Genomic DNA, 24025 nt, shown 5'->3' on the forward strand with positions numbered 1-24025 from the left:
GTTTCCTTCATTACCAAACTCCTCAATACTCTACTGGGTACGTCAAACTAAGTGGGCGCCCGACTGTCATACTTGGGCAATATTCTCCTCAGATTGTGACAACCATCCGCGTAGCAGCCCACTGCGCTGGGGATTGTTGGGAAGTGCTACCCCATCAATGTGCGTCACGGGGGTCACGCCGTGGAGGGAGTTCACCGCCCACAGGTTGAGTTTCTGTGCCTCGGGCACTGTCAAGGCTGCAGTAACCACCATCTCGCCTTGGGCGCGAGCGCTTTGTAGCAGCAGGGATTCGGTCACAGATTCCAATCGGGCTGGGGCCATGTTCATCCACTTGGTGCCGTCCCAGGCGATGATGGCGGCTGTGGTGGTTTCGGCAATCACACCGGCTGGGGTGACCAGGAGGGCGTCGTCAGTAGTGGTACTGCCCCGCAGTTCGGCGAGGTAGTCGAGGTCGAGGCCTTTGTACTTCGGGGTGGGGCGTACTGCCGCCACCGAGGTCAGCGTTGTGGTGCCGCGTAGCTGAGGGGCGGGCCGAAGCGCAATACGTAGTTCGGTGGGTGTGGCTTCAAGGCGCGGGAACCACTGCCCTGTAACGGGGATGCTTCTGAGTGCCTCTGCCAAAAAGGCGTCGAGCTGCTCGTGGTGGGCATAGCCGTGTTCTAGGCAGGCGGTGCGGAAGCGGTCGAGGTGCAGGTTGAGTCCGCGGGTTTTCCCGTCGTTGACCAGGAAGGAATCGATGATGAGCGATTGTGGGAAATCTTGCCCGAGTAGGTCGAGAAGCACCCGAGATTTTGTGGTGATTTCTGCCCATTCTTCGGCGGGGTCTGAAAGCGCGATGATGGCGCCTCCTACCCCATAGCTCAAGGTGGTGGGTGTGAGCACGACGGAGCGGATGACCATAGCAAGATCGGTGCGGAGATCGTCGCCGATATAACCAATGCATCCGGAGTAAACTCCGCGTTGTTTGCCTTCGAGCTCGGTGATGAGGTGCATGGTGCGGTGTTTGGGCGCCCCAGTCATGGAACCGCCTGGGAAGGTGGCGCGTAAGACGTCGATAGGCGTGCTGGTGGGACGAAGTTGCCCCTCGACGGTAGATATCAGCTGGTGCACGGTGGTAAAGCTGTGCACTGCGCATAGTTCTGGCACGCGGACGCTGCCGGATTCGCAGACGCGGGCGAGGTCGTTGCGCACAAGGTCGACGATCATGAGGTTTTCGGCGCGGTCTTTGGGGTTAGTGCGCAGATCGTCGGCCAAGGCGCGGTCTTCTTCGTGGTCGGCGCTGCGTTTTCTGGTTCCTTTGATCGGTGAGGACGCCACCATGCGTTCGTTCATGGCGATAAATCGTTCTGGTGACGCAGAAATGACTGCTACATCATCGGTGACAACCAGCGAACGCATAGGCGCAGGTACTGCGGTGCTCAGCGCTTGATACATTGCCGCCGGATGGATCTCACCGTGCACTTCGGCGAATAGTTCGGTGGTCAGGCAGACTTCATATGTTTCGCCAGCTCGGATCGCTTCTTGGATTCGCTCGATCGTAGCCATGTAGCGTTCTCGGGAGTCGCGTACGTGCAAGCGCCCGATAACAGTCGGGTCGAAGCTCGGCACTGTAGGCGTGTTTTTCGACGCCGCCAGGACTGCATCCCGTAACCGGCCCCAGCGCGAACTCGGCGCGGTAATTTGGGCACGATCTCCACGGATAGCGATAACTTCCGTGCAAAACATCATGGCAGTCGTGGGAACTTCCGCCGGCTTTGGCGCATGGACCGCAGTGCCAAAGGTGGCGTCGTTAGCCTCGTAGCCAATGTAGCCGTACCAGCCCGGCGGCGCCCATGTCTCTGGGGCCATCGAAATGCCGGAAACTTCCAGCTCTTCGATGTGGTGCGCTACCCGCCCACTCGGAAGAGCAATGATAGCCGTGCCTTCAAATTCCAGCAGTGCCCCCCTGCCACCCAACGCATGGAAGATCTCCACGGGACTACAGCAAAGCTCCACTTCATCGGTGCGATACTGCGGTGTGCACAGGTCAACGAAGCGGTCAATGATTTCCACACCGAAATCGCCAGCGATCGATTCCGGATGAAACTGCACTCCCCACCATGGGCGGCTGCGATGACGTATCGACATCACAACCCCCTCGGGGTTAGAGGATGTGACTTCCATGCTGGGTGGTACTGTGATCGCGGCGAGCGAATGATAGCGGACGATCGAAAACGTCCAAGGTAGACCAGCAAAAAGCTCATCGGCGGCAACAATATTTAAGGTATCTACGCGTCCGTGGACAGCCTCCGGCGCACGATCGACTCGGCCTCCTTCGCTTGTAACCATCAGCTGCATGCCTAGGCACACACCCAGCACTGGGCACTGTGCAGTTTGTAATACCCACGCGCTTATGCCGACGTCTTCTGCCACGCTGGGATGCCCTGGACCTGGTGAGATGACTATTCCGTGGTAGCGGTTTAGATCAATGTCCTCTGGGGATGCGTTGTTGGTGACCACGTGGGGGCGGGCCCCGCAGCGGTGGAGGTAGTCGACGATGTTGTAGGTGAAGGAATCGAAGTTATCCACCACCAAAATATGCGCGCGTTGCATAACCCCCGATTGTTCCTTGTGCCACCCTATCGACGCAAAAATCCCCAGACACGCAGGGGGTTCCTGCGGGGTCTGGGGATAAAAACTTAGCCGTTAGCTGTTGAGCTTGCGGTAATCGAAGACTTGGTCCACGATTCCGTATTCAACAGCTTCCTCAGCGGTGAGGATCTTGTCACGGTCGGTGTCGATACGCACCTGCTCAGCGCTGCGACCAGTGTGGCGTGCCAGCGTTTGCTCCATCAAGGTACGCATGCGCTCGATTTCCTTTGCCTGGATCTCCAGATCGGAAACCTGCCCTTGGGTGCCTTGGGTTGCTGGCTGGTGAATCAGCACACGGGAGTTAGGCAAGCAGGCGCGCTTACCTGGTGCGCCTGCGGCAAGCAGCACGGCCGCTGCGGATGCTGCTTGGCCAAGGCAGACAGTGCGGACGTCGGGACGCACGTACTGCATGGTGTCGTAAATTGCCATCAACGAGGTAAAGGAGCCTCCTGGGGAGTTGATGTACATGGTGATGTCGCGGTCAGGGTCGAGGCCCTCGAGCACCAACAACTGCGCCATGATGTCGTTTGCCGAGGTGTCATCCACCTGGGTTCCGAGGAAGATAATGCGCTCCTCGAACAACTTGGCATAAGGGTTTGTTTCTTTGGTGCCATACGCGGACTGCTCAATAAACGATGGCAGTACGTAGCGAGCCTGTGGCATCTGCATTCCGTTGTTATTCATATCGGTGTTACTCCTGCCTAGTTAGAAAGCGGGCCCTGCGCGGACTCAATAACGTGGTCGACGATTCCGTATTCCTTTGCCTGCTGTGCAGTAAACCAGCGGTCACGGTCAGAATCCTTAGTGATCTGCTCAAACGACTGACCGGTGTGCTCGGCTATAAGTTCAGCCATCTCACGCTTCGTCTGCGCGAACTGCTCAGCCTGAATAGCAATGTCAGCTGCGGTGCCACCCACGCCTGCCGACGGCTGGTGCATCATAATGCGAGCGTGCGGCAACGCGAATCGCTTGCCCTTGGTACCGCCAGAAAGCAAGAACTGACCCATCGACGCAGCCAAGCCCATGCCATAAGTAGCAATATCGCACGGCGAGTACTTCATCGTGTCGTAAATAGCCATACCTGCGGTAACGGAGCCACCTGGGGAGTTAATGTACAGCGAGATATCGCGCGTAGGATCTTCTGCCGAGAGCAGCAAGATCTGTGCACACAGCTTATTAGCGATCTCGTCATCCACTTGGGTGCCTAGGAAAATAATGCGCTCACGCAACAGGCGCTCATACACCGAATCGCTCAAATTCATTCCTGCACTTGCCTGCGCCATGCGAATCTGGTCAGTCATTCCCGTGCTCCTTTTTCATTAGACTTACTCACGATCTTTATAACAAATGCAACCCTAGGGTACCTGCCGTTTGTTCCACATAGCTTCTCTGTTCGCTCTCAGCGTCGAAGCCCTGCAGTGTACGCAAAAGACCCAGCCGAAGCTGGGCCTTTCACGATGAAGAAATTACTCAGAATCCTCTGCGGACTCTTCTTCCTCACCGAAGTACTCGCTTGGGTCAACAGCGTTTCCCTCGTCGTCCTTCACGGAAACACGGCAGATAGCTGCTGCCAGTGCCTTGCCGCGGCGAACGTCGGAGAACAGGTTGCCGATCTGACCGGACTGCTGCAGCTGGGTGATGAACTGGTTAGGGTCCATACCGTAGGACTGAGCAGTGAACAGAATGTGGTCGGTCAGCTCCTTCTGAGAGACCTCTGGCTGCTCCTGCTCTGCCAAAGCGTCCAAGAACAGCTGGGTGCGAACAGCTTCCTCGGAGTTCTTGCGATTGTCAACATCGAACTGCTCGCGGGAAGTACCCTGAGCCTCGAGTGCAGCGTTGAGGGTAGCCTCGTCGCCGCCAACCTGGTTGAGGAGCTGGTGCAACTGTCCGTGGATCTGATCCTCGACAACACCTTCTGGCAGCTCGAAGGTTGCCTCTGCGAGGGCAGCCTTAAGAACTTCGTCGCGGATTGCGGTAGCCTGCTCAGCCTTTGCCTGCTCAGCAACCTGCTCTGCGACGGACTCGCGCAGCTCTTCGACGGTGTCGAACTCAGAAGCGGTCTGAACGAACTCTTCGTCGAGCTCAGGAAGCTTGCGCTCCTTGGTCTGCTGAACAGTAACGGTAACAGCAGCTTCCTTCCCCTCGTGCTCGCCAGCCTTCAAGGTGGTGATGAACTCAGCGGACTCACCGGCCTTAAGACCACGCAGTGCGGTGTCCAGACCATCGATAAGGTCGCCAGCGCCAACCTGGTAGGACATACCCTCAGTGGTAGCCTCTTCCAACTTCTCGCCATCGATAGCAGCCTCGATATCTATGATGGCGAAGTCGTTGGTCTTCAGCTTGCGCTTGGTGTCCTTCAGCTCACCGAAACGCTCGCGCAATTTATCAATCTCCGCATCGATTGCCTCGTCATCAGACTTAAGAGCAGGAACCTCAACCGCGAAAGCGGAGAAATCAGGAACGGTGATCTCTGGGCGAACATCAACCTCAGCGGTGAACTCGACAACCTCGTTGTCTTCCAGCTTGGTGATGTCAATGTGTGGCTGGCCGAGAACGACAAGCTCGTTTTCTTCCACAACCTGCTGGTAGCGGGTAGGCAACATATCGTTAATGACCTGCTCGAGGACTGCGCCGCGACCGATGCGGGCGTCGATAAGCTGGCGTGGGGCCTTACCGCGACGGAAGCCAGGGATGGTGATCTGCTGAGCCAAAGCCTTGTAAGCCTGGTCGATCTCTGGCTTTAGCTCCTCGAAAGGAACCTCTACATTGAGCTTAACGCGGGTCTCGCTCAGCTTTTCGACGGAACTCTTCACGAGTAACTCTCCTGGTCGTTTTTTATAGGGGATAGTTGAATTAGAAAAATCCCTCCACCTATATTCAAGTGGAGGGATTTTTGTCGGGACGACAGGATTTGAACCTGCGACCCCCTGCTCCCAAAGCAGGTGCGCTACCAAACTGCGCCACGTCCCGTTTTCTTTCCTGTTGAACCTTCAGAACCTTGTGGGCTCTTCGATGTCCGAGGAGAAACTTTACATAACCCACCGGAAAAAAGAAAATCGCCAGCTCAAGCAGACTTTTAAGGGGTTTTAAACCGTTCAAGAATGTACACTGCACCGTGAAAGCATGAACAACCGCTTAATCGCTCTCTTTTCACGAACCATTTCTCCTCCTCGAACTCAAGTCCCCAAAAATCCAAGGTCGGCATTTGGGCGAGATTTTCACGTCCTGCGGTTTTCGAATTCTTGAGTTCGAGGAGGAGAAACAAAAAACCGGCGCTTCTAGCTAAGAATGAAATCTCAACTAGAAGCGCCGGTAGTGGAGGGAATGACGGGAATCGAACCCGCGTCTTCAGCTTGGAAGGCTGAGGTATTAGCCACTATACGACATTCCCACAGGCATTAACTGCTGTGCAAACAACCTTAGCGCACAGGGGTATGGAATTTCAAAATCGGCAGTTTTACCACCGCCCCACCCGACCTACTCAAGCATGCCCACCAACCTCGACTCCCCAAAAATTTCAGGTGAATCAACATTACGAGCATATCGTTTGCACCGGAAGTCAAGTCCACCCCTAAATTTTCAACCCCGTTAGGTATGACAAAAGTTTGAACAGGCCGTCCTACCAGCACTTTTAGACCAGAAATAATTAGTTGGATATTATATAACCCCATGCACCCGAAGATCATTGATTCTGACACAGGTCGAGAGCTGTGGACAGCTGTCGAATGCGCTGCCTTCTCCGGCACCGCCCGAGGTACGTTCACAAGCTACGCCGGACGCGGGCGCGCACCAGAGCCCGTCACTAAATTCCATGGTTTGACGCTATGGGATTCCGACCACGTCAAAGAGTGGGTCGAGGACCGGAAAGCTAAGAGTGCCGCTCAACAAGAGAAATCCTCCGAGTAGATAATGCAATAAAGTTCCCCACGCGGACTCCCTAGGTGATGCGCGTGGGGAACTTTCTGCGTTCTGCACCGTTTACATAGTTAACAGCGCGGCCGCTTATGTATGCGGCTGCGGTCAGTTGCTCAATAGGTATAAGGAATTCGATCATGATCGCTTTGCTTTTGGTTGCCATCGTTGTCGGTGGCCTTGTTGTTGTGGTTTCTAAATCCGGTGGTTCGAGCCAAAAGCAGCAGGCCGTTCAGTTAGATGATGCTATTACCGAGGCACGGCGGTGGATTGATCGTCTGGGTTCCCAGGTTCTTTCGCTCAGCGGCACGGATTCTGCGTCTACTCAGGCAATGGCGGATGCATCGGAGCGTTTCAATGCGGCGTCCTCGCAGATCAGTCAGGCTCAGTCGGTGCGTCAGGCGGAGTTGGCACGTGAATCGGCTTTGGAGGGGTTGCACTATGTAAATGCTGCCCGTGAGATCATGGGGCTTCCTGCTGGCCCTGAGTTGCCTCCGCTGGAAGGCCAGCGTGCCGCCGGCAAGGTGACGGAACAGCGCACCATTGAGCACGAGGGTCACAGTGTGACCGCCTCCCCTACTGCTACTGCACAAACGCCTAACTACTACCCAGGCGGTATGGTTGCCGGCCGTCCGGTTCCTGCTGGTTGGTATTCCGAGCCATGGTGGGCTGGTGCGTTGCGTTCGGGTATGTGGACTGCCGGCTCGGTATTGTTGTTCTCTTCCCTCTTTAACGGCATGTCTGGTGTGGGCTATAGCGCGCATGCTTTTGAGTCCGGTTATGGAGACGGCTTCCAAGACGGCCTTGCAGCTGCGGAAGGCGCGGGTGATGTAGATGCTGCAGGTGACTTCGGAGATATGGGCGATGCTGGTGATGGTTTCGGGGGTTTTGATGGATTCGATGGTTTTGATTTCGATTTCTAGCTCATAGTCTTTGACATGCTTGAAGGGGTGTGCCGGCCAGTTGGCCGGCACACCCCTTCAAAGTCTCAGCGGGTTTTAGGATTCTGGAATAACAGGTGCGATTCCGGTGCGCTCGTATTCGCTGAGGATGTCGATGCGACGCTGGTGGCGTTCTTCTTTGCTCCACTCTTGGTCGAGGAAGGCGTCGACAATTGCTAGTGATTCTTCTTCGGAGTGCATGCGTCCGCCGAGGCCGATCAGCTGTGCGTTGTTGTGTTCGCGCGCGAGGCGGGCAGTTTCTACTGACCATGCGAGTGCGCAGCGAGCGTCTTTGACCTTGTTAGCAGCAATTTGCTCGCCGTTGCCGGATCCGCCGAGAACGATGCCCAATGAGCCTGGGTCGTTTACTACGCGGCTTGCTGCTTCGATGCAGTAGGCGGGGTAATCGTCGAGAGCATCGTATGTGTGAGCTCCGCAGTCGATCACCTCGTGGCCTTTGGCTTTGAGGTGATCGGCAATAATGTTTTTCATATCGAACCCTGCGTGGTCCGCTCCTAGGTATACGCGCATATTTGGAAGTGTAGTCGATAGCGGTTGAGTTTTAGTCGAACTGGGGACTTTCGGTTCGGGAGCGTTTGATCTCGAAGAAGTGCGGATAGGCCGCCAGCTGGAAGGATGCGTCGAAAAGCATTCCTGCTTCTTCGCCACGCGGGATTCGGGTGAGTACGGGGCCGAAAAATGCGGTGTCGCCGAGTTTGACTACCGGGGTTCCAACGTCGTTTCCTACTGCGTCCATGGCGGTGGCGTGGAAAGCGGCGAGGGCGTTATCCCAGGTGTCGGTGTTGGCGACTGCTGCGTAGGAGGCGGGCAGGCCGACGTCTTCGAGTGCCTCGGCAATGATGGCGTCGTAGGCTCCGTAGCCTTGTTTGCCGCCTTCGCCTTGGTTATGTATGCGGGTGCCCATGGCGGTGTAGAGGGCGTCGACACGATCGGGCTGTTCGGTGGCTACGGCTGCAAATACGCGGGCTGGCCCCCAGTTGGCTTTCATTTTGTCTTTGTAGTCTTGCGGGAGTTCGTCGCGGCCGTCGTTAAGCACGGATAGGCTCATGGGCACCCAGATGACGGATATGTCGCGGACTTTTTCTACTTCCTTGATCCATCGTGATGTGATCCAGCAAAATGGGCAGGATACATCGAACCAGAACGTCACGTTGCTAGCCATGCGTATCTCCTTCGCGCTCGTGGGTTTCTTTTTCTTATCAACGCTTTGACCCCCAAGGGTTTATTCCCCGCGGTATCGTGGAGAGCCGTAACCTGCAAATATTTTATTTCCAAGGAGTTGTATGTCTTCGATTAATCTCACGCAGAAGGAAGCCGAGCATCGCGCGCATGTGCTGAGCGTAGGCCATTATGATGTTGCGCTGGATCTCACCGCTGATGAGCGTGCTTTTCCTTCTACGACTACGGTGACCTTTGAGGTACTCAATGCTGGTAGTACCTTCATTGATCTTCGTGCGGAGTCGGTTGCTCGCGTGGAGTTGGATGGCCGCGATATTACGGAGAGCGCGGTGGCGTTGAAGGATGGGCGTTACGACGAATCCCGCGGTATCGCCCTCGATGACCTCACAGTGGGTTCGCACACGCTGCATATCGACGCCACCTGTGTATATTCTCACACCGGCCAAGGTTTGCACCGCTTTGTGGACCCAGCTGACGATGAGGTCTACCTGTATACCCAGTTCGAGACTGCTGATGCCAAGCGGATGTTTGCCTGCTTCGACCAGCCGGATCTTAAGGCAACCTATGGTTTTAAGATCGTGGCACCGAAGACTTGGAAGGTAATTACGAATGCTTATTCCGAGATCACCGTTGATGGCGATGTGGCAACGCATGTGTCCTCGGTGGATTACAAGCTTTCAACCTATCTAATTGCCTTGTGTGCTGGCCCTTACCACGAGGTGACCGATACGTGGCACGGTGAGCTTAAGCATCATCCTGAGACTCCTGCGGATCAGCCTCATGAGTTGGAGATTCCGATGGCTATTTATTGCCGCGAGTCTTTGGCTGAGCATTTGGATCCGGAGACGCTGTTTACTGAGACGAAGCAGGGCTTTGATTTTTATCATGCCAATTTTGGTGTGGCTTATCCGTTTGGCAAGTATGACCAGATTTTTGTGCCGGAATTTAATATGGGCGCGATGGAAAATGCTGGTGCGGTGACGTTCCGCGATGAGTATGTGTTTTCTTCGAAGGTGACTCGTTATCGCTATGAGCGTCGTTGCGATACAGTTCTTCATGAGATGGCTCACATGTGGTTTGGTGACCTTGTTACTATGAAGTGGTGGGGCGATTTGTGGCTCAACGAGTCCTTTGCCACGTGGTCTGCGGCGTTGTCGCAGGCGGAAGCCACACAGTATTCCACCGCATGGGTGACTTTTGCCAACGTGGAGAAGTCTTGGGCATATCAGCAGGATCAGTTGCCTTCCACACACCCGATTACCACCGATGCCAGCGATATTGAGATCGTGGAGCAGAACTTCGACGGTATTACTTATGCCAAAGGTTCTTCGGTGCTTAAGCAGCTGCAGGCTTATGTTGGACGTGAGGCATTTTTGGCTGGTGTGCGTATGCATTTTGCCAACCATGCGTTTGGCAATGCCACCTTTGATGATTTGTTGGGTGCTTTTGAAAAGGCGTCGGGTCGCGATTTGTCGCAGTGGGCACAGCAGTGGTTGAAGACTACGGGTGTGAACAAGCTGAGCCCGCGTTTCGAGGTCAACGAGGGCACCTATTACAGCTTTGCGGTGGCCCAAGAGGGCGCTGCACCCGGCGCGGGCGAGGTGCGCACGCATCGCATTGCTGTGGGCTTATATTCGCTTATCGACGGCTCCGTGACGCGTACCCATCGCGTGGAGCTTGATGTTGATTCTGAGTTGACTGAGGTACCGGAGCTGGTGGGAGTTCCGGCAGCTGATTTGGTGATTGTTAATGATGATGATCTGACTTATTGCTTGATGCAGTTGGATCCTGCGTCGTTGGCTTTTGTTGTGAAAGACATTGACAAGATTGTGGATCCGATGGCGCGGACGTTGTGCTGGTCGGCGGCGTGGGAGATGACGCGTGACGGTTCGATGCGTGCGCGTGATTTTGTGCGGTTGGTTGCTCGTGGTGCACAGGCGGAAACAGAGATTGCGGTGCTGGAGCGTGTGCTCATGCAGGCGTCGCGGGCGTTGTCGTCGTATGCGGATCCACAGTGGGCTGAGCAGGAAGGTTCTGCGTTGTTGGCAGATGCCATGCTGCAGGCTGCCCGTGAGTTGGAGCCTGGGTCGGATGCGCAGTTGGCGTTTGTACAGGCGCTGGCCAAGGTGAAGCTGACTGATGCAGCAGCGGCAGAGTTTGCGCTCATTGCTAAGGGCTCTACGTCCCTACCTGGTGTCGTGGTGGATTCGGATCTGCGCTGGTGGGCTATTACTGCCCTTATTGCCCGTGGTGATGTTCCTGCAGCTGAGGTTGAGCAGCGCATTGCGCAGTTGTCGGCGTTGGATAAATCTTCTGCTGGCGAGTTGGCGGCGCTTCGTGCATATGCAGCCCAACCTAGCCAGGACGTAAAGGCGGAGATTTTCGCGCAGATCACTGATCCTGCAAATTCGTTGTCTAACTTGTATCTGCGCCACAAGTTGGAGGGCTTGCAGTTTGCGGGTTCGGCTCCATATTTGGAGCAGTTCTCTGAGTCTGTATTTGAGCTTGTCGAGCCGCTGTGGAAGGCGCTGTCCTCGGAGGTTGCTGCTGTTACTGTGACGGGCATTTACCCGTCGTGGGATGTCTCGGCAGAATCTGTTGCGCGCGCACACGCGTTCTTGGATGCGCATCCAGATCTGCCTAGTGCAGCACGCCGCATTATTAGCGAGGGTGCTGCAGGCCAGGAGCGTGCGGTTCGACTACGCGCTATCGACGCAGCTTAATGCGTGTTGGACATCGGCGATGAGGTCGTCGATGTCCTCTATTCCTACGGAGAGGCGTACGAGGTCGCGGGGGACTTCGAGGGTGGATCCGGTGACTGATTGATGAGTCATGGTGGCGGGGTGTTCCACGAGGGATTCCACGCCTCCGAGGGATTCGGCTAGGCAAATGAGTTTGGTGTTGAGGCAAAAGGCTCGTGCTGCCTGTTCGCTGTGGAATCGCAAGGAGATCATGGCTCCGAACCTGCGCATTTGGCGAGCGGCGACCTCGTGGCCGGGGTGGCTGGGAAGTCCTGGGTAGAGTACCTCGGCTACTGCGGGGTGGTCGACGAAAAAGCGTGCTAGGGCTTCGGCGTTGTCGCAGTGGCGGTCCATGCGTACTCCCAGCGTTTTGATTCCGCGGGTGGTGAGGTAGGCGTCGAAAGCTGAGGGGATGGCACCTGCTCCGCCTTGGAGGAAGGCTACGGCCTCGTCTATTTCTGCGTTGTTGGTTACTACTACCCCGCCGACTACGTCGGAGTGCCCGCCGAGATACTTGGTGGTGGAATGCACTACTACGTCCGCCCCCAGTACTAGTGGGGATTGCAGATAGGGTGAGGCGAAGGTGTTATCAACCACAAGGCGTGCTGCATAACCGTTGAGCTGGTCTTTTACCGCCGCGATGTCGGTTATGGCAAGTCCTGGGTTGGAGGGGGTTTCTAGCCATACCATGCTGGTGTTGGAGCGTAGCGCAGCGCCTACTTCTGCCGCCTTGGTGGTATCGACCACGGTGTAGCTAACTCCCCAAGCAGCAAAGACTTGGTCGATGAGGCGAAAGGTGCCACCGTAAGCATCGTGTCCGAAGATAAGGTGGTCGCCTGGGCCGAGCAACGTGCGCAGTAGTACATCGGTAGCTGCCATGCCGGAGGAAAAGGCTCGGCCGTATTCCGCGCCTTCTAAGGAGGCGACGGTTGCTTCTAGTGCTACTATGGTGGGGTTTCCGCAGCGGGTGTATTCGAATCCACCGCGAAGTTTGTTGAGGCCGTTTTGGGCGAAGGTGGTTGAGGCGTAGATCGGGGTGTTGATGGAGCCATAGAGGGAATCGGGCTCGTATCCTGCGTGAATACTGCGCGTGGCAAATCCGTGATCGGAGTGAGCAAACATGGGGCCTCCTTGATGGCTTTCGTCGTGGGCGTAGATATTGGTGAACACACTAGACCAAGCTGTCCATTTTTATCGCAGGTTGCGCAATCTACCCGACCGCACACTTCCATAGACCACGTAGGAGCAATGCCTTATTTACCTGCATTTTTACCCGTGGTTACCCCCGGGTGTTGGCGTTCTGCGATACGGTGGAAACCGATGAATATTTTTGGTTTCTCAGGGGGTGGCCCGCTTCAGGTTCTCGCCCAAAATAAGTTGTCAGATGATACGGAGTCCGCAATCAACTCCACTGAGTCGTGGTTGCATAGCCCCATGGCTCAGGATTGGTTGATCGAACGCCCCATCAGAATTGCCTTGACGCTCGTTGTGGCTATCGTGCTGAACTGGGCGCTGCGCAAGGCGATTACCAAGGCTGCCGACGCCAACATTCGCAAACCTCGGTTGGCGATCTCCAACCCGATTATCAAGCGGAAACGCAACAACGCCGCGAGTGAGGCGCTCACTGCCACTCAGGAGCAGCGTCGACAAGCCCGTATTCGTACCCTCGCCGCCGTGGGCCGCAGCGCTGTGTCGATTTTTGTGTGGGTGTGGGCAGCGCTTGGCACCCTCAAGCTGATCGGCGTGGATGTTACACCCTTGATCGCTTCTGCCGGAGTTGTTGGTGTGGCGTTGGGCTTTGGCGCACAATCGCTGGTCAAGGACTTTCTTTCTGGCGTGTTCATGCTCATTGAGGATCAATACGGTGTGGGCGACACCATCGACGTGGGCGATGTCATAGGCACGGTCGAAGACGTATCCCTCCGCCTGACCACCTTGCGTGATATCAACGGCACCCAGTGGTTCGTGCGCAACGGTGAGATCCTGCGCGTGGGCAACTTCAGCCAGGAGTATGCGGTAGCGATCATCAACGTCCCCATCGCCTTGGATGAGAAGGCCTCTGATGCGATTGCTTTGATTGAGAAGTCCGTGGCCGATGAAGCACAGCTGCAAGAAGTAGCCGATGTGCTTCTCGACGACCCCGTGGTCGACGGCGTAAACTCCGTTGGTCTTGACCACATGGTTATCCGGACACGTGTGACCACCTTGCCGGATCAACAATGGTTTATTGAACGTAAGATGCGCGCGCGTATTCTTACCGATTTGCAGCGCAACGGCATTGACACCCCCTACCCCGAAGGCATTGGCGCTTATCGCCGCCTCGACGAAAGAAGAATAGGATAAGCCACCATGAACACCCCTGCGTCTTTTTATGAGTCTGTTGGTGGCGAAGAAACCTTCCACCTCATCGTGCACCGTTTTTACGAGCGCATGCGTAACGACGACCTCATCGGGCCCATGTACCCCGACGATGATTGGAAAGGCGCCGAAGATCGCCTCCGCTGGTTCCTCGCCCAATACTGGGGTGGGCCACAGACATTTTCTGAAAACCGCGGACATCCGCGCCTACGCATGCGCCACGCGCACTTCCCCATTGGTATGAACGAGGCTCAGCGCTGGCTCGACATCATGTCCGACACCTTGGACAGTATCGACGAGGCAACCCTTCCCCCAGCCCACCGCGCCGCCATGTGGGATCACATGCAGCGCGTGGCGCAGATGCTTATCAACCAAGCCCCCTAGATCGGAAAGAGCAATCCGATTCCCTCGCTGCGATACACGCTGCCAAAGGGGGCATCGATGCGGGCCCATCGCCCGGATTGGGAAACCCGCAGGTGGCGTGGGATACGTTCCGGTGCGTTCATTCCGGGGATAAATCCCAGCGAGGTACACGCAAAGATCATGCGCATAGGAATGTCTACCGAGGTGTTATTTCCAGTGACAGTCAGCACCGTTTGATTGAGCAAGCTCACCGGCGGGCCAAGGCTGCTGCTGAACTGTTTTGCCAGCGCTTGGCCTTGGTCGGCGAGTTGGCGAGCTACGGCCACGGGGATTTCGTCGACAAGCTCAAAGCCTTCAGCTGGGGGCAATGCACCTGGCCAGCCCGCTGGCACAGCAGGACCACTGCCTGTGGCGAGGAGATCAGCGCTACGCAGCACGGCACCGTCGCTACTGGCGGTTCCCAACACTCGGCGAGAAGCAATCACATCAAAGGGTGTGGTCACAAAAACGTTAACGGCCTCCCCTACTTGCTGCAGGCGCGCGTAGGAGGAGGCGTCGAGCCCCACTGCGCGTTGCAGCAGGGATGTTAAACCGGACTGCCCTGACCGAACTGTCAGGGATACCGAAGAATTACTCATAGCACAAAGCTACTGCTCGGACTCCTGTTGTGTCGAGGCCGCAAACTGTGTGAGTACTTGAAGCTCGTGGGCGGCAATGGCGCGTGGCCGTGTGGTCAACATGTCCACGGCTACCTGAACAGCGATAACGGTGGCGCATACGTGGCCTTCGCTGTCTTTAAGGTGCTGGCGGGTGGTAAAGGATGTGTTGCCGATATGAACAACTTCGGTTTCTACCACTACCTGCGAGGTGCTCGGCATGATGGGGCGAAGATAGTCCACCTCGATGTGGCGGACAAATACGGCGGGAATCTGGTGTCCCTTGACAGCAAAGTTGTCATTTGCCCACACAGTGCGAGCCTCTTGGGCGAGGTCCACATAGGCGGAGTTAGTCACGTGACCAAAGCGGTCAAAATCCGTCCAGCGAACAGGGACGGTGGCGGTGTGAACTTGGTGGGAAAATTCAGTGCTCATTGAAATTTGCCGTGTACTTTCTGCAATCCTAAAAGTCGTTTAGTCCACAATAGTATCTAGACCAGCGTGTTACCTAAAACACAAAAGCCACCTCGGGAAAAACGCCGAGGCGGCTTGGTGCGTCACGCTAGCGGGTGAGCTTGCGGTGTGTCACACGCGATGGGCGTGCAGCATCGGCGCCGAGGCGCTCGACCTTGTTCTTTTCATAATCCTCGAAGTTGCCCTCGAACCAGAACCACTGGCCTTCTGCAACGTTGCCTTCCCACGCGAGGATGTGGGTACAGGTGCGGTCCAAGAACCAACGGTCGTGGGAGATGACCACGGCACAACCAGGGAACTTCTGCAACGCGTTTTCCAAGGAACCCAAGGTTTCCACGTCGAGGTCGTTGGTTGGCTCGTCAAGCAGGATCAAGTTGCCGCCCTGCTTCAAGGTCAGCGCAAGGTTCAGACGGTTGCGCTCACCACCGGAGAGAACCTTAGAAGGCTTTTGCTGATCTGGGCCCTTGAAACCGAAAGCAGACAGGTACGCACGCGATGGCATTTCGTTTTGACCAACATGGATGTAATCCAAGCCATCGGAAACAACTTCCCACACGGTCTTTTCGGGGTCGATGTTCTCACGGTTCTGGTCAACGTAGCTCAGCTTCACCGTCTGGCCAACCTTAACCTCGCCACCGTCTGGCTGCTCCAGGCCAACGATGGTCTTAAACAGGGTGGACTTACCCACACCGTTCGGGCCGATCACACCAACAATGCCGTTACGTGGCAGGGTGAAGGAAAGATCCTTGATCAATACGCGGCCATCAAAACCCTTGTCAAGGTGCTCGACCTCAACAACCTGGTTACCCAGACGTGGTGGCGTAGGGATCTGGATTTCTTCGAAGTCGAGCTTCTTGTACTGCTCGGCCTCGGCAGCCATCTCCTCATAGCGCTGCAGACGAGCTTTGTTCTTAGCCTGGCGAGCCTTGGCACCGGAACGAACCCATGCGAGTTCTTCCTTCAGTCGCTTTTGCAGCTTCTGGTCCTTCTTGCCAGCAACTTCCAAACGAGCAGCCTTTGTCTCCAAGTAGGTGGAGTAGTTGCCCTCGTATGGGTAGAGCTTGCCGCGGTCGACCTCACAGATCCAGCCAGCAACGTGGTCGAGGAAGTAGCGGTCGTGGGTGACGGCCAAAACAGCACCCTTGTAGTCCGCAAGATGCTTCTCCAGCCACTGCACGGATTCCGCGTCGAGGTGGTTAGTAGGCTCGTCGAGAAGCAAAAGGTCAGGCTCGGAAAGCAGCAGCTTTGCTAGTGCCACGCGGCGGCGCTCACCACCGGAAAGATGGGTTACTGGCTCGTCGGATGGTGGGCAGCGCAGAGCTTCCAAAGCCTGGTCGATCTTGGAGTCGATCTCCCATGCGTCGGCGTGGTCGAGCTCTTCTTGGAGCTTGCCCATTTCTTCCATGAGCTCATCGGTGTAGTTGGTCGCCATTTCCTCGGCGATCTGCTCGAAGCGCTGCTTCTTTTCAAAGATGCCGCCCAAGCCCTCTTCCACGTTGCCGCGGACAGTCTTTTCCTCGTTGAGCGGTGGCTCCTGGAGCAGGATACCCACGGTGGCACCTGGGTCAAGGAAGGCCTCGCCGTTAGATGGCTGGTCAAGGCCAGCCATGATCTTAAGGATCGACGACTTACCCGCGCCGTTGGGGCCCACGACACCAATCTTGGCGCCTGGATAAAAAGCCATGGTCACATTGTCAAGGATCAGCTTCTCGCCAATAGCCTTGCGCACGTTTTTCATCGTGTAGATGAATTCGCCCACAGTGATGTTCCCCTTAATGTTTCTTGTAGATGTGAAGTCACGTCAAAGGGTACATCACTGTAGCAACATTTGCGCCCCGAACAACCCGCGCGCCCCCTTAGAACGGTGCTACCGCCTCCTCTCTGGAGGTTTCGTCGTCAAAGCTAGGCTCGGCTCCCGCCACTGGCGCATGCAACCCTGGTGCCTCGTGGACATCATTTTCCACGCTCTTGCGTGACGACGCACAATACCGCGACAACTCCAATCCCACAGAGTTGGCCTTAAATACAATCTTTGACCGCGACGCCCCCGAATCTTTATCTACCCACGACTGCGTGGTCAAATACCCCGTGCAGATCACCGGCCGCCCTTTACACAGCGTGGTCTTCACATTAGAAGCAAGCTGCCCCCAACATTCCACGTCAATATACAGTGAGTCCGCATCGACCCATTTGTCCTCTGGGCGGCTCTCAGAATCAGCGGTCTGGTTGGTACGCAAAATGCGCCTACTTGCAGCGATCCGAAACGACGCCACCATGCTGGTCCCCGCCTTGCGCAGCGAGGGTTCCCCGGTGAGATTGCCCACGATGGTGCTTTGAATATGCATGATGTTCCCCCTTGTCATTTATGCCGACTAGGCGTGTCCTAAAAGTCGGTCTGCGCTCATCGTGCTCCCCTACTCCTACAAGCCGCCACCAACTGGCCCCGAAACACCAAAAATCTGTGGATAACTTCCCCTCGCCTTGCCCGTTACGGGAGTTATCCACAGATTCTTAGTACCGGTTATGCCTAAAATTCGCGATTGTGGTAATCAGACACCGCGTCTTGACGCCCAGAATTCATCCGCGCAAGCATCTCGTTATAGGCATCAAAATCATCATCCTCGTGGTTTTCCACGCGCTGCTCAATCTCGGCTTCTTCTTTCCTATCTTCTTGTAGCCACTGAATAAACAAGGTGCCAAACACCACGATCAGCGGGAAGGAACCCGAGGCCCACGCGATTCCGCCACCAACATTTTGATCATGCATAAGATCCACTGCCCACGGCAGGTCAAGCTGCGAGTAGAAGTCCTCCGCCAAAATCTGCGAGAGCTGCATGAGGTACACGCCGAAATACAGGTGAAAGGGCATGGAGAAAATCAGCCACGACAACCTCTTGATCACCGAGTTGTACACCGGCTTGGGATCCCCGCCGATCATCTCCCAGTAATAGATGTATCCAGAAAGTAAAAACACAAAGTTCATGGACAAATGCCCTGCGTGCTCAGACACCATCACGTTGTACCAAGGGGTCACATACAGCAGGTAGAAGATCGTAATGAACTGGATCGTGTTCAGCGCTGGGTGCATGAGGATACGCAGCGTGGTGGAGTTGAGGAACACTTCGAGCCATTCGCGCGCGCCGGGGCGTTGCGACGTCCCCTGCGGTAGCACAGCTAATGCGAGTTCGAAGGGGTTACCGAGCACCAAGAACACTGGGATGACCATGGACAGCACCATGTGAGTGACCATGTGCATGGAGAACATGGCTGGCATGTAGAGGCCTACGCCGGAGCTCATGCTCAGTGCGAGTCCTACCGAGCCGAGGAGGAACCAGAAGGTGCGCATGGGTTTCCATGATTCGCCGCGGGCTTTGAGGGTGCGCACGCCCATGATGTAGGCGACGGTCATGAGGATGCCGATGGTGGTGAACATGATGTCGAAACGCCAGGTGGTCCACACGTTCCATACGGTGGGCGCCTTGGTCAAGGTGTAGCCCATCTCGAGCGCCATGGGGGTCAGATCAATAACACGTGGCGGCGGTGGCGGGGTGCGCCCCAGCGAGATTGCCACACCGATAATCGCTGCCATGACCACGAGCTCTGCGATAGCGAGCCTGATAAATGGTGCACTGCTAGCGCTTCGCTCTAGCTCCTTGATGGTGATGCTGCGGTGTGCGAATCCGAACAGGGCAAGCACAATAGTAAGTACTGCTTTCACCACAATCATCCGGCCGTATCCAGACGCCAGCAGGTCCTCAATCCGCACGCGGATAGCAGCGTTGATCAGACCCGATAGGGTCATAGCAATAATTGCCCACAGCGCTACGTGGGAATAGCGCCGCACTGCGGTGGCGAGGTCTACGCCTAGTCGACGCCCGTGTGCGATCAGTCCCATGAGCCCGCCGACCCACAGCAACATAAATAGGAGGTGCCACAGAAGCGAGTTGGTGCCGTAATCGTGGTCGCCACCTGCGGCGGAGTGGCCTTCCAAACCGAGGGGCACGATGGCAGCTATTGCTCCGATAAACCACACGGGTTGGCTCTTCCAACGCTGCGAGCGCAACGAGGCTGTGCCAACTACAACAGCGATGATCGCGGTGCACAGCCATGCCAATGCTGCTGGCACTTTTTCGATGGCGCTAGGCCAGTTAAAAGGCTGGACTGCTTGGGAAAACGGCTGGCCGGAGACGTCGGAAAGCACGAGCGGAATCATCACGATGGCGATGGCTGCGAATGAGAGCAGCGACATGGAACCGGTACGGGCGGCGATGTGGCCGTCGACGGTGAGAGTGGCGTCGATAAGCTTCGGTGCTGGACGCGGCGATATGAAAAACGCCGACGCCATAAAAGATCCCGTGGCAAGAGCTATGAGCATCCATCCCCCAGCGCGCAAGAACGGCAGACCTGCGGTGGTGATGGGGCCTGGGTCGGGAATGCCGAGTGCTGCGAGTGATTCGCTGAGGAATCCCCACGAGATGAGGGCACCGACCATGCCCGCGACCACGAAAAACATCACGTAGAGCGGCCAAGTGCCTCGAACTTGACGCGATACCGGTTCTGACATAACTCCCAAGCCTATATCTTGAACACCGTTTACCCCTAGTAGAGGCGCGAATGCAATTTATCGCCCTATGAGTTATCTCATGCTGGATATACGTACCTAAGTGACTGGAATTACTACATTCATAAAATTATTGCTTTAGTCTCTAAAGGTATGTGCGGTAAGTGGTTATCACATTTACCGTAGTTGTACTCCCTCATCCCTGGACCTGTACACAAGGAACACCGACATGAGCAATCCAGTACCAGCCCTCGCCCCCGCACCACCAGGTGTGGACTACATAGAGTCCTCCAAGGTGCCCCTCCCCGTCGGCGTGGACGACAAGCGACCGATGTCGCTCAAAGCACGCATTACCTTCATCATCATCGCCTTGTTCGCCGCCGCCGGCTGGGGCATGATCGCTTTTGCCCGAGGCGAAACAATCAACGCCGTCTGGATCGTCTTCGCAGCTGTGGGCTCCTACTTCATCGCCTACTCCTTCTGGGGTCGCCTCATTGAATACAAAGTGGTCAAGCCTCGCGACAACCGCGCCACCCCTGCCGAATACATCAACGACGGCCAAGACTTCGTTCCCACTGACCGCCGCGTGCTGTTCGGCCACCACTTCGCCGCCATCGCCGGCGCCGGCCCCCTCGTCGGCCCAGTTATGGCAGCTCAAATGGGCTATCTTCCTGGCACCCTGTGGATCGTGCTCGGCGTGATCTTCGCCGGCGCTGTGCAGGACTACCTCGTGCTGTGGGTATCCACCCGCCGCCGCGGCCGCTCCCTTGGACAGATGATTCGCGACGAAATGGGCACCATAGGTGGTGTCGCCGGTATCCTCGCCGTGATCACCATCATGGTCATCATCATCGCCGTGCTGGCACTCGTCGTGGTCAACGCGTTGGCCGATTCCCCATGGGGCGTGTTCTCCATCTCTATGACCATCCCGATCGCCATCTTCATGGGTCTGTATATGCGCTACCTGCGCCCAGGCCGCGTTACTGAAGTCTCCGTTATCGGTGTTGTTCTTCTACTGCTGGCCATCATCTCCGGTGGTTGGGTTGCCTCCGCCGACTGGGGCGTGGAATGGTTCACGTGGTCCAAGCTCACCTTGGCATGGGTCTTGATCGGCTACGGTATTGTCGCCGCCATCTTGCCCGTGTGGCTACTGCTAGCACCTCGCGATTACCTCTCCACTTTTATGAAGGTCGGCGTGATTGGCCTGCTGGCCATCGCCATCGTGGTGGATCACCCAGACGTTCACATGCCAGCTGTGACCAGCTTCGCTCACACAGGCGACGGCCCAGTGTTCGCAGGTAACCTTTTCCCCTTCCTGTTTATCACCATCGCCTGTGGCGCACTTTCCGGCTTCCACGCATTGATCTCTGCGGGTACCACCCCAAAGCTGATTGAGAAGGAATCCCAGATGCGCATGATCGGCTACGGCTCCATGCTCATGGAATCCTTCGTCGCCATCATGGCGCTGATCACCGCCGTAGTGATCGACCGCCACATGTACTTCGTCATGAACTCCCCCGCCACCTTGACCGCTCTTGATCCGCAGCAGGCCGCCGACTTTGTCAACGGCCTTGGCCTACCAGGTGCAGGCATTACTGCCGACGCCCTCACTCAGGCCGCTGAAGCCGTGGGCGAGCACACCATCATTTCCCGTACCGGTGGCGCACCTACCTTGGCCTTCGGTATGTCGCAGATCCTGACCGACATCATCGGCCACCCAGGCATGCAGTCCTTCTGGTACCACTTTGCCATCATGTTCGAGGCACTTTTCATCCTCACCACGGTGGACGCCGGTACCCGCGTGGCCCGCTTCATGATGACCGATACCTTGGCAAACGTCCCAGGTCTTAAGAAGTTCGCCGATCCTAGTTGGACCTTCGGCCACTGGATCTCCACCATCTTGGTCTGTGCCCTTTGGGGTTCCATCCTCATCATGGGTGTGACTGATCCACTCGGCGGCATTAACGTCTTGTTCCCACTGTTCGGTATTGCTAACCAGCTTCTCGCTGCTATTGCTCTCTCGCTCGTGCTGGTCGTTGTGGTCAAGAAGGGCCTCTACAAGTGGGCCTGGATCCCCGGTGTTCCACTAGTATGGGACGTGATCGTCACCATGACCGCCTCGTGGCAGAAGATCTTCTCCGACAACCCGAAGATCGGCTACTGGGCACAGCACAACCGTTACAAGGATGCCCTTGCGGAAGGCAAGACCACCTTCGGTACCGCTAAGTCCACCGAGGCTATGGAGGCTGTTGTTCGTAACACCGCAGTTCAGGGCTTCTTGTCCGTCCTGTTTGCCGGCCTTGTCATCGTGGTTCTTATCGCTGCTGTTCGCGCATGCATCATCGCGATCTTGCAACGCAGCCGTGGAATCGACGTACCATCGTCGGAGGAACCATTCCACGAGTCCGCATTCTTTGCCCCATCGTCGCTGGGTGCCACGGATGCTGAGAAGGTGCTTGTTGCCGCATGGAATGAGTACGAGCCACCGTCATCGCACGGACATCATCACCACTAAGTAATAAAGGTTGGGCCACTATGAACGCATTAGCCACAATCGCACGATGGATTACTGCCCCTGTGAGATATTGGGGTGAGGTCCTTGGCGAAAAAGACTACGAAAAGTATGTAGCCCACCTCAAGCGCCATCACCCTGGCTGCCCGATCCCCACTGAACGTGAATACTGGCACAAACGGTGGGCGGATCAGGAAACCAATCCTGGATCGCGCTGCTGCTAAGAAAAACGACCCACGCTGAACTGAGCCCCGTTTTCCGGACTGGGTTAATTCTAAACGGTTAGGGTCTTTGCAAGGGTCTGGTTCCGATATTGCATCGGAGCCAGACCCTTGAATCGTTCTTGGAGTCGGTACGTGTTGTACCACAGTATGTAATCATCGATAGCTTGGCAGAGCTCATCGACACTGGTGAAGGACGCGCCGTAGTACATCTCTGATTTCAAGTGTCCGAAGAAATTTTCCATCACCGCGTTGTCGTAGCAATTGCCTTTGCGTGACATTGACTGCACACCGCCAACGCTTTTAATCAGGGTGCGCCAGCTTGCGTGTTGGTACTGAAAGCCTTGGTCAGTGTGCACAATCAGTCCTTTACCCGGACTAAACATGGCAATGGCATCGGCCAACGAGCGTGATGTGAGCTGAGTATTCGGTGACGTAGACAGAGTATGCGCCAAGATGGTTCGGTCAAACAGATCCATGACTGGCGACAGGTATACCTTGGTGCCGGCTACCCGGAACTCGGTGACGTCACTAACCCACACTTTGTTCGGTGCGTCTTGGATGAAGCGTCGGCCAAGCACGTTGTCAGCAATGTGGCTGACAGTGCCACGGTAGGAGTTGTACTTCTTACGCCTGATCTTCGATACCAATCCTTGCTCGCGCATAAGCCTGCGAACCACCTTCTTGTTGACGATCGTGTTGTTGTTGCGCAGCGCACGCCAGATACGGCGATAGCCAAACGTGGCGTTGGAGTCGTGAAAGATCGTCGTAATCTGTTCCTTGAGGTCGGCGTACTTGTCTGGCAGGTCAAGACGACGCTGATGATCAAAAAACGTTGACCTAGCCAGGCCAGAGACGGCAAGCAAGTCATCCAGGCGGTGATCGGACTTGAAGGTGATGATGGCCGCAACTTTCAGCCTCGTCGTTGATCCCTCAAGTCCCTCATTTTTTTAGGTACGCCACTTCCGCCTTAAGAAGCTCATTTTCACGCCGCAACTTATCTTCTTCCGTCACCGGTGCAGGCCGAGCTGAGCCTTTAGGCCTGCCTTTGGGTTTCGGCCGTAAAGCATCAGGGCCACCTTTATTGACCTGCCATACCCAATGGTTAATCAGGGCAGGCGACGACAAGCCATATTCCTTGGCAAGATCGGATTTGAATTCGCCAGCTTTATGGCGGCGAAGGATCTCCATTTTCGCATCGAAGGAGTACTGCCCTCTTCGTTCGTTTGCTCACCAGACATAGTCTGCCATGTAACCGGAACCGGTCTTCGAGATGACGTACTTGCTCACGCCTGACCCCGAGGCGGTTAGCCACTGCCCGCGAGCCGTAGCCTTCCTCGAATAGGTCGACTGCCAGCTCACGCTGAGCCTGACTGAGTTTACTGCGTGGATGCATAGAGAAACTCCCCACAATCTGGTTTCTGATTTCTCAGTCCGGATTATAGGGAGCAGTTC

At 56.0% G+C, this 24025-nt stretch carries 19 protein-coding genes, 2 tRNA genes and 1 pseudogene; 7 read left to right on the plus strand and 15 right to left on the minus strand.

Annotation, left to right across the window (positions count from 1 at the left end; genetic code table 11):
- Positions 1-66: 66 nt before the first annotated feature.
- From pabB to ABMV07_RS10365, 6 genes are all read right to left on the minus strand, one after another.
- Complete coding sequence (gene pabB, locus ABMV07_RS10340; RefSeq protein ID WP_374064586.1) at positions 67-2592, minus strand: aminodeoxychorismate synthase component I; 2526 nt, start codon at positions 2590-2592, stop codon at positions 67-69.
- 93 nt (positions 2593-2685) lie between these two features.
- Entirely contained in the window at positions 2686-3315 is a 630-nt protein-coding gene (locus ABMV07_RS10345; protein WP_088266984.1) for an ATP-dependent Clp protease proteolytic subunit, read from the minus strand.
- Positions 3316-3332: 17 nt separating this feature from the next.
- The gene (locus ABMV07_RS10350) at positions 3333-3932 is read right to left on the minus strand and encodes an ATP-dependent Clp protease proteolytic subunit (RefSeq protein WP_003852476.1); all 600 of its coding nucleotides are present in this window, start codon (positions 3930-3932) and stop codon (positions 3333-3335) included.
- Positions 3933-4097: 165 nt separating this feature from the next.
- Positions 4098-5444, minus strand: a complete 1347-nt coding sequence (tig, locus tag ABMV07_RS10355; protein WP_159461324.1) for a trigger factor — start codon at positions 5442-5444, stop codon at positions 4098-4100.
- Positions 5445-5527: 83 nt separating this feature from the next.
- A tRNA-Pro gene (locus tag ABMV07_RS10360) sits at positions 5528-5601 on the minus strand.
- Between the two features lie 346 nt (positions 5602-5947).
- A tRNA-Gly gene (locus ABMV07_RS10365) sits at positions 5948-6022 on the minus strand.
- A 278-nt stretch (positions 6023-6300) separates the two neighbouring features.
- Between ABMV07_RS10365 and ABMV07_RS10370 the strand changes: the two genes are divergently transcribed.
- Positions 6301-6537: a helix-turn-helix transcriptional regulator gene (locus ABMV07_RS10370; RefSeq protein ID WP_088266982.1), complete on the plus strand. Its 237-nt coding sequence runs from the start codon at positions 6301-6303 to the stop codon at positions 6535-6537.
- Positions 6538-6683: 146 nt separating this feature from the next.
- The gene (locus ABMV07_RS10375) at positions 6684-7466 is read left to right on the plus strand and encodes a hypothetical protein (protein WP_088266981.1); all 783 of its coding nucleotides are present in this window, start codon (positions 6684-6686) and stop codon (positions 7464-7466) included.
- A gap of 75 nt (positions 7467-7541) precedes the next feature.
- Here the strand turns inward: ABMV07_RS10375 and ABMV07_RS10380 are convergent, their stop codons facing one another.
- On the minus strand, positions 7542-8015 hold the full coding sequence (locus tag ABMV07_RS10380) for a ribose-5-phosphate isomerase (protein WP_374064587.1): 474 nt from the start codon (positions 8013-8015) through the stop codon (positions 7542-7544).
- A 31-nt stretch (positions 8016-8046) separates the two neighbouring features.
- On the minus strand, positions 8047-8667 hold the full coding sequence (locus tag ABMV07_RS10385; protein ID WP_088266979.1) for a DsbA family protein: 621 nt from the start codon (positions 8665-8667) through the stop codon (positions 8047-8049).
- Between the two features lie 121 nt (positions 8668-8788).
- Between ABMV07_RS10385 and pepN the strand changes: the two genes are divergently transcribed.
- Positions 8789-11407 (plus strand): aminopeptidase N, encoded by a 2619-nt coding sequence (gene pepN, locus ABMV07_RS10390; RefSeq protein WP_374064588.1) that lies wholly within the window; start codon positions 8789-8791, stop codon positions 11405-11407.
- Here pepN and ABMV07_RS10395 read toward each other — a convergent pair.
- A complete protein-coding gene (locus ABMV07_RS10395) occupies positions 11384-12547 on the minus strand; it encodes a cystathionine gamma-synthase (protein WP_197692033.1) in 1164 nt (387 codons plus the stop codon). The genes pepN and ABMV07_RS10395 overlap by 24 nt on opposite strands.
- 198 nt (positions 12548-12745) lie before the next feature.
- Here ABMV07_RS10395 and ABMV07_RS10400 point away from each other — a divergent pair, with 198 nt between their 5' ends.
- Both ABMV07_RS10400 and ABMV07_RS10405 read left to right on the plus strand, forming a co-directional pair.
- The gene (locus ABMV07_RS10400; protein ID WP_088266977.1) at positions 12746-13768 is read left to right on the plus strand and encodes a mechanosensitive ion channel family protein; all 1023 of its coding nucleotides are present in this window, start codon (positions 12746-12748) and stop codon (positions 13766-13768) included.
- A gap of 6 nt (positions 13769-13774) precedes the next feature.
- The gene (locus ABMV07_RS10405; protein WP_088266976.1) at positions 13775-14167 is read left to right on the plus strand and encodes a globin; all 393 of its coding nucleotides are present in this window, start codon (positions 13775-13777) and stop codon (positions 14165-14167) included.
- On the opposite strand, the gene ABMV07_RS10410 is transcribed toward ABMV07_RS10405, so the two are convergent.
- The 5 genes from ABMV07_RS10410 to ABMV07_RS10430 all read right to left on the minus strand — a co-directional run bounded on the left by ABMV07_RS10410 (position 14164) and on the right by ABMV07_RS10430 (position 19840).
- A complete protein-coding gene (locus ABMV07_RS10410; RefSeq protein WP_197689591.1) occupies positions 14164-14784 on the minus strand; it encodes a hypothetical protein in 621 nt (206 codons plus the stop codon). The two genes, ABMV07_RS10405 and ABMV07_RS10410, sit on opposite strands and share 4 nt — an antisense overlap.
- A 9-nt stretch (positions 14785-14793) precedes the next feature.
- Positions 14794-15237 (minus strand): thioesterase family protein, encoded by a 444-nt coding sequence (locus ABMV07_RS10415; RefSeq protein WP_088266974.1) that lies wholly within the window; start codon positions 15235-15237, stop codon positions 14794-14796.
- Positions 15238-15364: 127 nt separating this feature from the next.
- Entirely contained in the window at positions 15365-17035 is a 1671-nt protein-coding gene (gene ettA, locus ABMV07_RS10420) for an energy-dependent translational throttle protein EttA (RefSeq protein WP_003852495.1), read from the minus strand.
- A 97-nt stretch (positions 17036-17132) separates the two neighbouring features.
- Positions 17133-17621 carry a single-stranded DNA-binding protein gene (locus ABMV07_RS10425; protein WP_088266973.1) on the minus strand — a complete coding sequence of 163 codons (489 nt, stop codon included), beginning with the start codon at positions 17619-17621 and terminating at the stop codon, positions 17133-17135.
- A gap of 182 nt (positions 17622-17803) precedes the next feature.
- Positions 17804-19840: a cytochrome c oxidase assembly protein gene (locus ABMV07_RS10430; RefSeq protein ID WP_374064589.1), complete on the minus strand. Its 2037-nt coding sequence runs from the start codon at positions 19838-19840 to the stop codon at positions 17804-17806.
- A gap of 226 nt (positions 19841-20066) precedes the next feature.
- Here ABMV07_RS10430 and ABMV07_RS10435 point away from each other — a divergent pair, with 226 nt between their 5' ends.
- Together ABMV07_RS10435 and ABMV07_RS10440 are read left to right on the plus strand one after the other, a co-directional pair.
- Positions 20067-22352 (plus strand): carbon starvation CstA family protein, encoded by a 2286-nt coding sequence (locus ABMV07_RS10435; protein ID WP_374064590.1) that lies wholly within the window; start codon positions 20067-20069, stop codon positions 22350-22352.
- A gap of 20 nt (positions 22353-22372) precedes the next feature.
- A complete protein-coding gene (locus ABMV07_RS10440; RefSeq protein ID WP_003852501.1) occupies positions 22373-22573 on the plus strand; it encodes a YbdD/YjiX family protein in 201 nt (66 codons plus the stop codon).
- A 50-nt stretch (positions 22574-22623) separates the two neighbouring features.
- Here the strand turns inward: ABMV07_RS10440 and ABMV07_RS10445 are convergent.
- A pseudogene (locus ABMV07_RS10445) lies at positions 22624-23966 on the minus strand (IS3 family transposase).
- Between the last annotated feature and the right edge of the window lie 59 nt (positions 23967-24025).

Source organism: Corynebacterium belfantii (genome assembly GCF_041898185.1).
Taxonomy (GTDB): Bacteria; Actinomycetota; Actinomycetes; order Mycobacteriales; family Mycobacteriaceae; genus Corynebacterium; species Corynebacterium belfantii.

What these genes read in the sequence shown, in the direction of transcription:
- pabB (WP_374064586.1), bottom strand. Translation starts at nt 2,592, where the DNA reads ATGCAACGCGCGCATATTTTGGTGGTGGATAACTTCGATTCCTTCACC.
- ABMV07_RS10345 (WP_088266984.1), bottom strand. Translation starts at nt 3,315, where the DNA reads ATGAATAACAACGGAATGCAGATGCCACAGGCTCGCTACGTACTGCCA.
- ABMV07_RS10350 (WP_003852476.1), bottom strand. Translation starts at nt 3,932, where the DNA reads ATGACTGACCAGATTCGCATGGCGCAGGCAAGTGCAGGAATGAATTTG.
- ABMV07_RS10370 (WP_088266982.1), top strand. Translation starts at nt 6,301, where the DNA reads ATGCACCCGAAGATCATTGATTCTGACACAGGTCGAGAGCTGTGGACA.
- ABMV07_RS10375 (WP_088266981.1), top strand. Translation starts at nt 6,684, where the DNA reads ATGATCGCTTTGCTTTTGGTTGCCATCGTTGTCGGTGGCCTTGTTGTT.
- ABMV07_RS10380 (WP_374064587.1), bottom strand. Translation starts at nt 8,015, where the DNA reads ATGCGCGTATACCTAGGAGCGGACCACGCAGGGTTCGATATGAAAAAC.
- ABMV07_RS10385 (WP_088266979.1), bottom strand. Translation starts at nt 8,667, where the DNA reads ATGGCTAGCAACGTGACGTTCTGGTTCGATGTATCCTGCCCATTTTGC.
- pepN (WP_374064588.1), top strand. Translation starts at nt 8,789, where the DNA reads ATGTCTTCGATTAATCTCACGCAGAAGGAAGCCGAGCATCGCGCGCAT.
- ABMV07_RS10395 (WP_197692033.1), bottom strand. Translation starts at nt 12,547, where the DNA reads ATGTTTGCTCACTCCGATCACGGATTTGCCACGCGCAGTATTCACGCA.
- ABMV07_RS10400 (WP_088266977.1), top strand. Translation starts at nt 12,746, where the DNA reads ATGAATATTTTTGGTTTCTCAGGGGGTGGCCCGCTTCAGGTTCTCGCC.
- ABMV07_RS10405 (WP_088266976.1), top strand. Translation starts at nt 13,775, where the DNA reads ATGAACACCCCTGCGTCTTTTTATGAGTCTGTTGGTGGCGAAGAAACC.
- ABMV07_RS10410 (WP_197689591.1), bottom strand. Translation starts at nt 14,784, where the DNA reads ATGAGTAATTCTTCGGTATCCCTGACAGTTCGGTCAGGGCAGTCCGGT.
- ABMV07_RS10415 (WP_088266974.1), bottom strand. Translation starts at nt 15,237, where the DNA reads ATGAGCACTGAATTTTCCCACCAAGTTCACACCGCCACCGTCCCTGTT.
- ABMV07_RS10425 (WP_088266973.1), bottom strand. Translation starts at nt 17,621, where the DNA reads ATGCATATTCAAAGCACCATCGTGGGCAATCTCACCGGGGAACCCTCG.
- ABMV07_RS10430 (WP_374064589.1), bottom strand. Translation starts at nt 19,840, where the DNA reads ATGTCAGAACCGGTATCGCGTCAAGTTCGAGGCACTTGGCCGCTCTAC.
- ABMV07_RS10435 (WP_374064590.1), top strand. Translation starts at nt 20,067, where the DNA reads ATGAGCAATCCAGTACCAGCCCTCGCCCCCGCACCACCAGGTGTGGAC.
- ABMV07_RS10440 (WP_003852501.1), top strand. Translation starts at nt 22,373, where the DNA reads ATGAACGCATTAGCCACAATCGCACGATGGATTACTGCCCCTGTGAGA.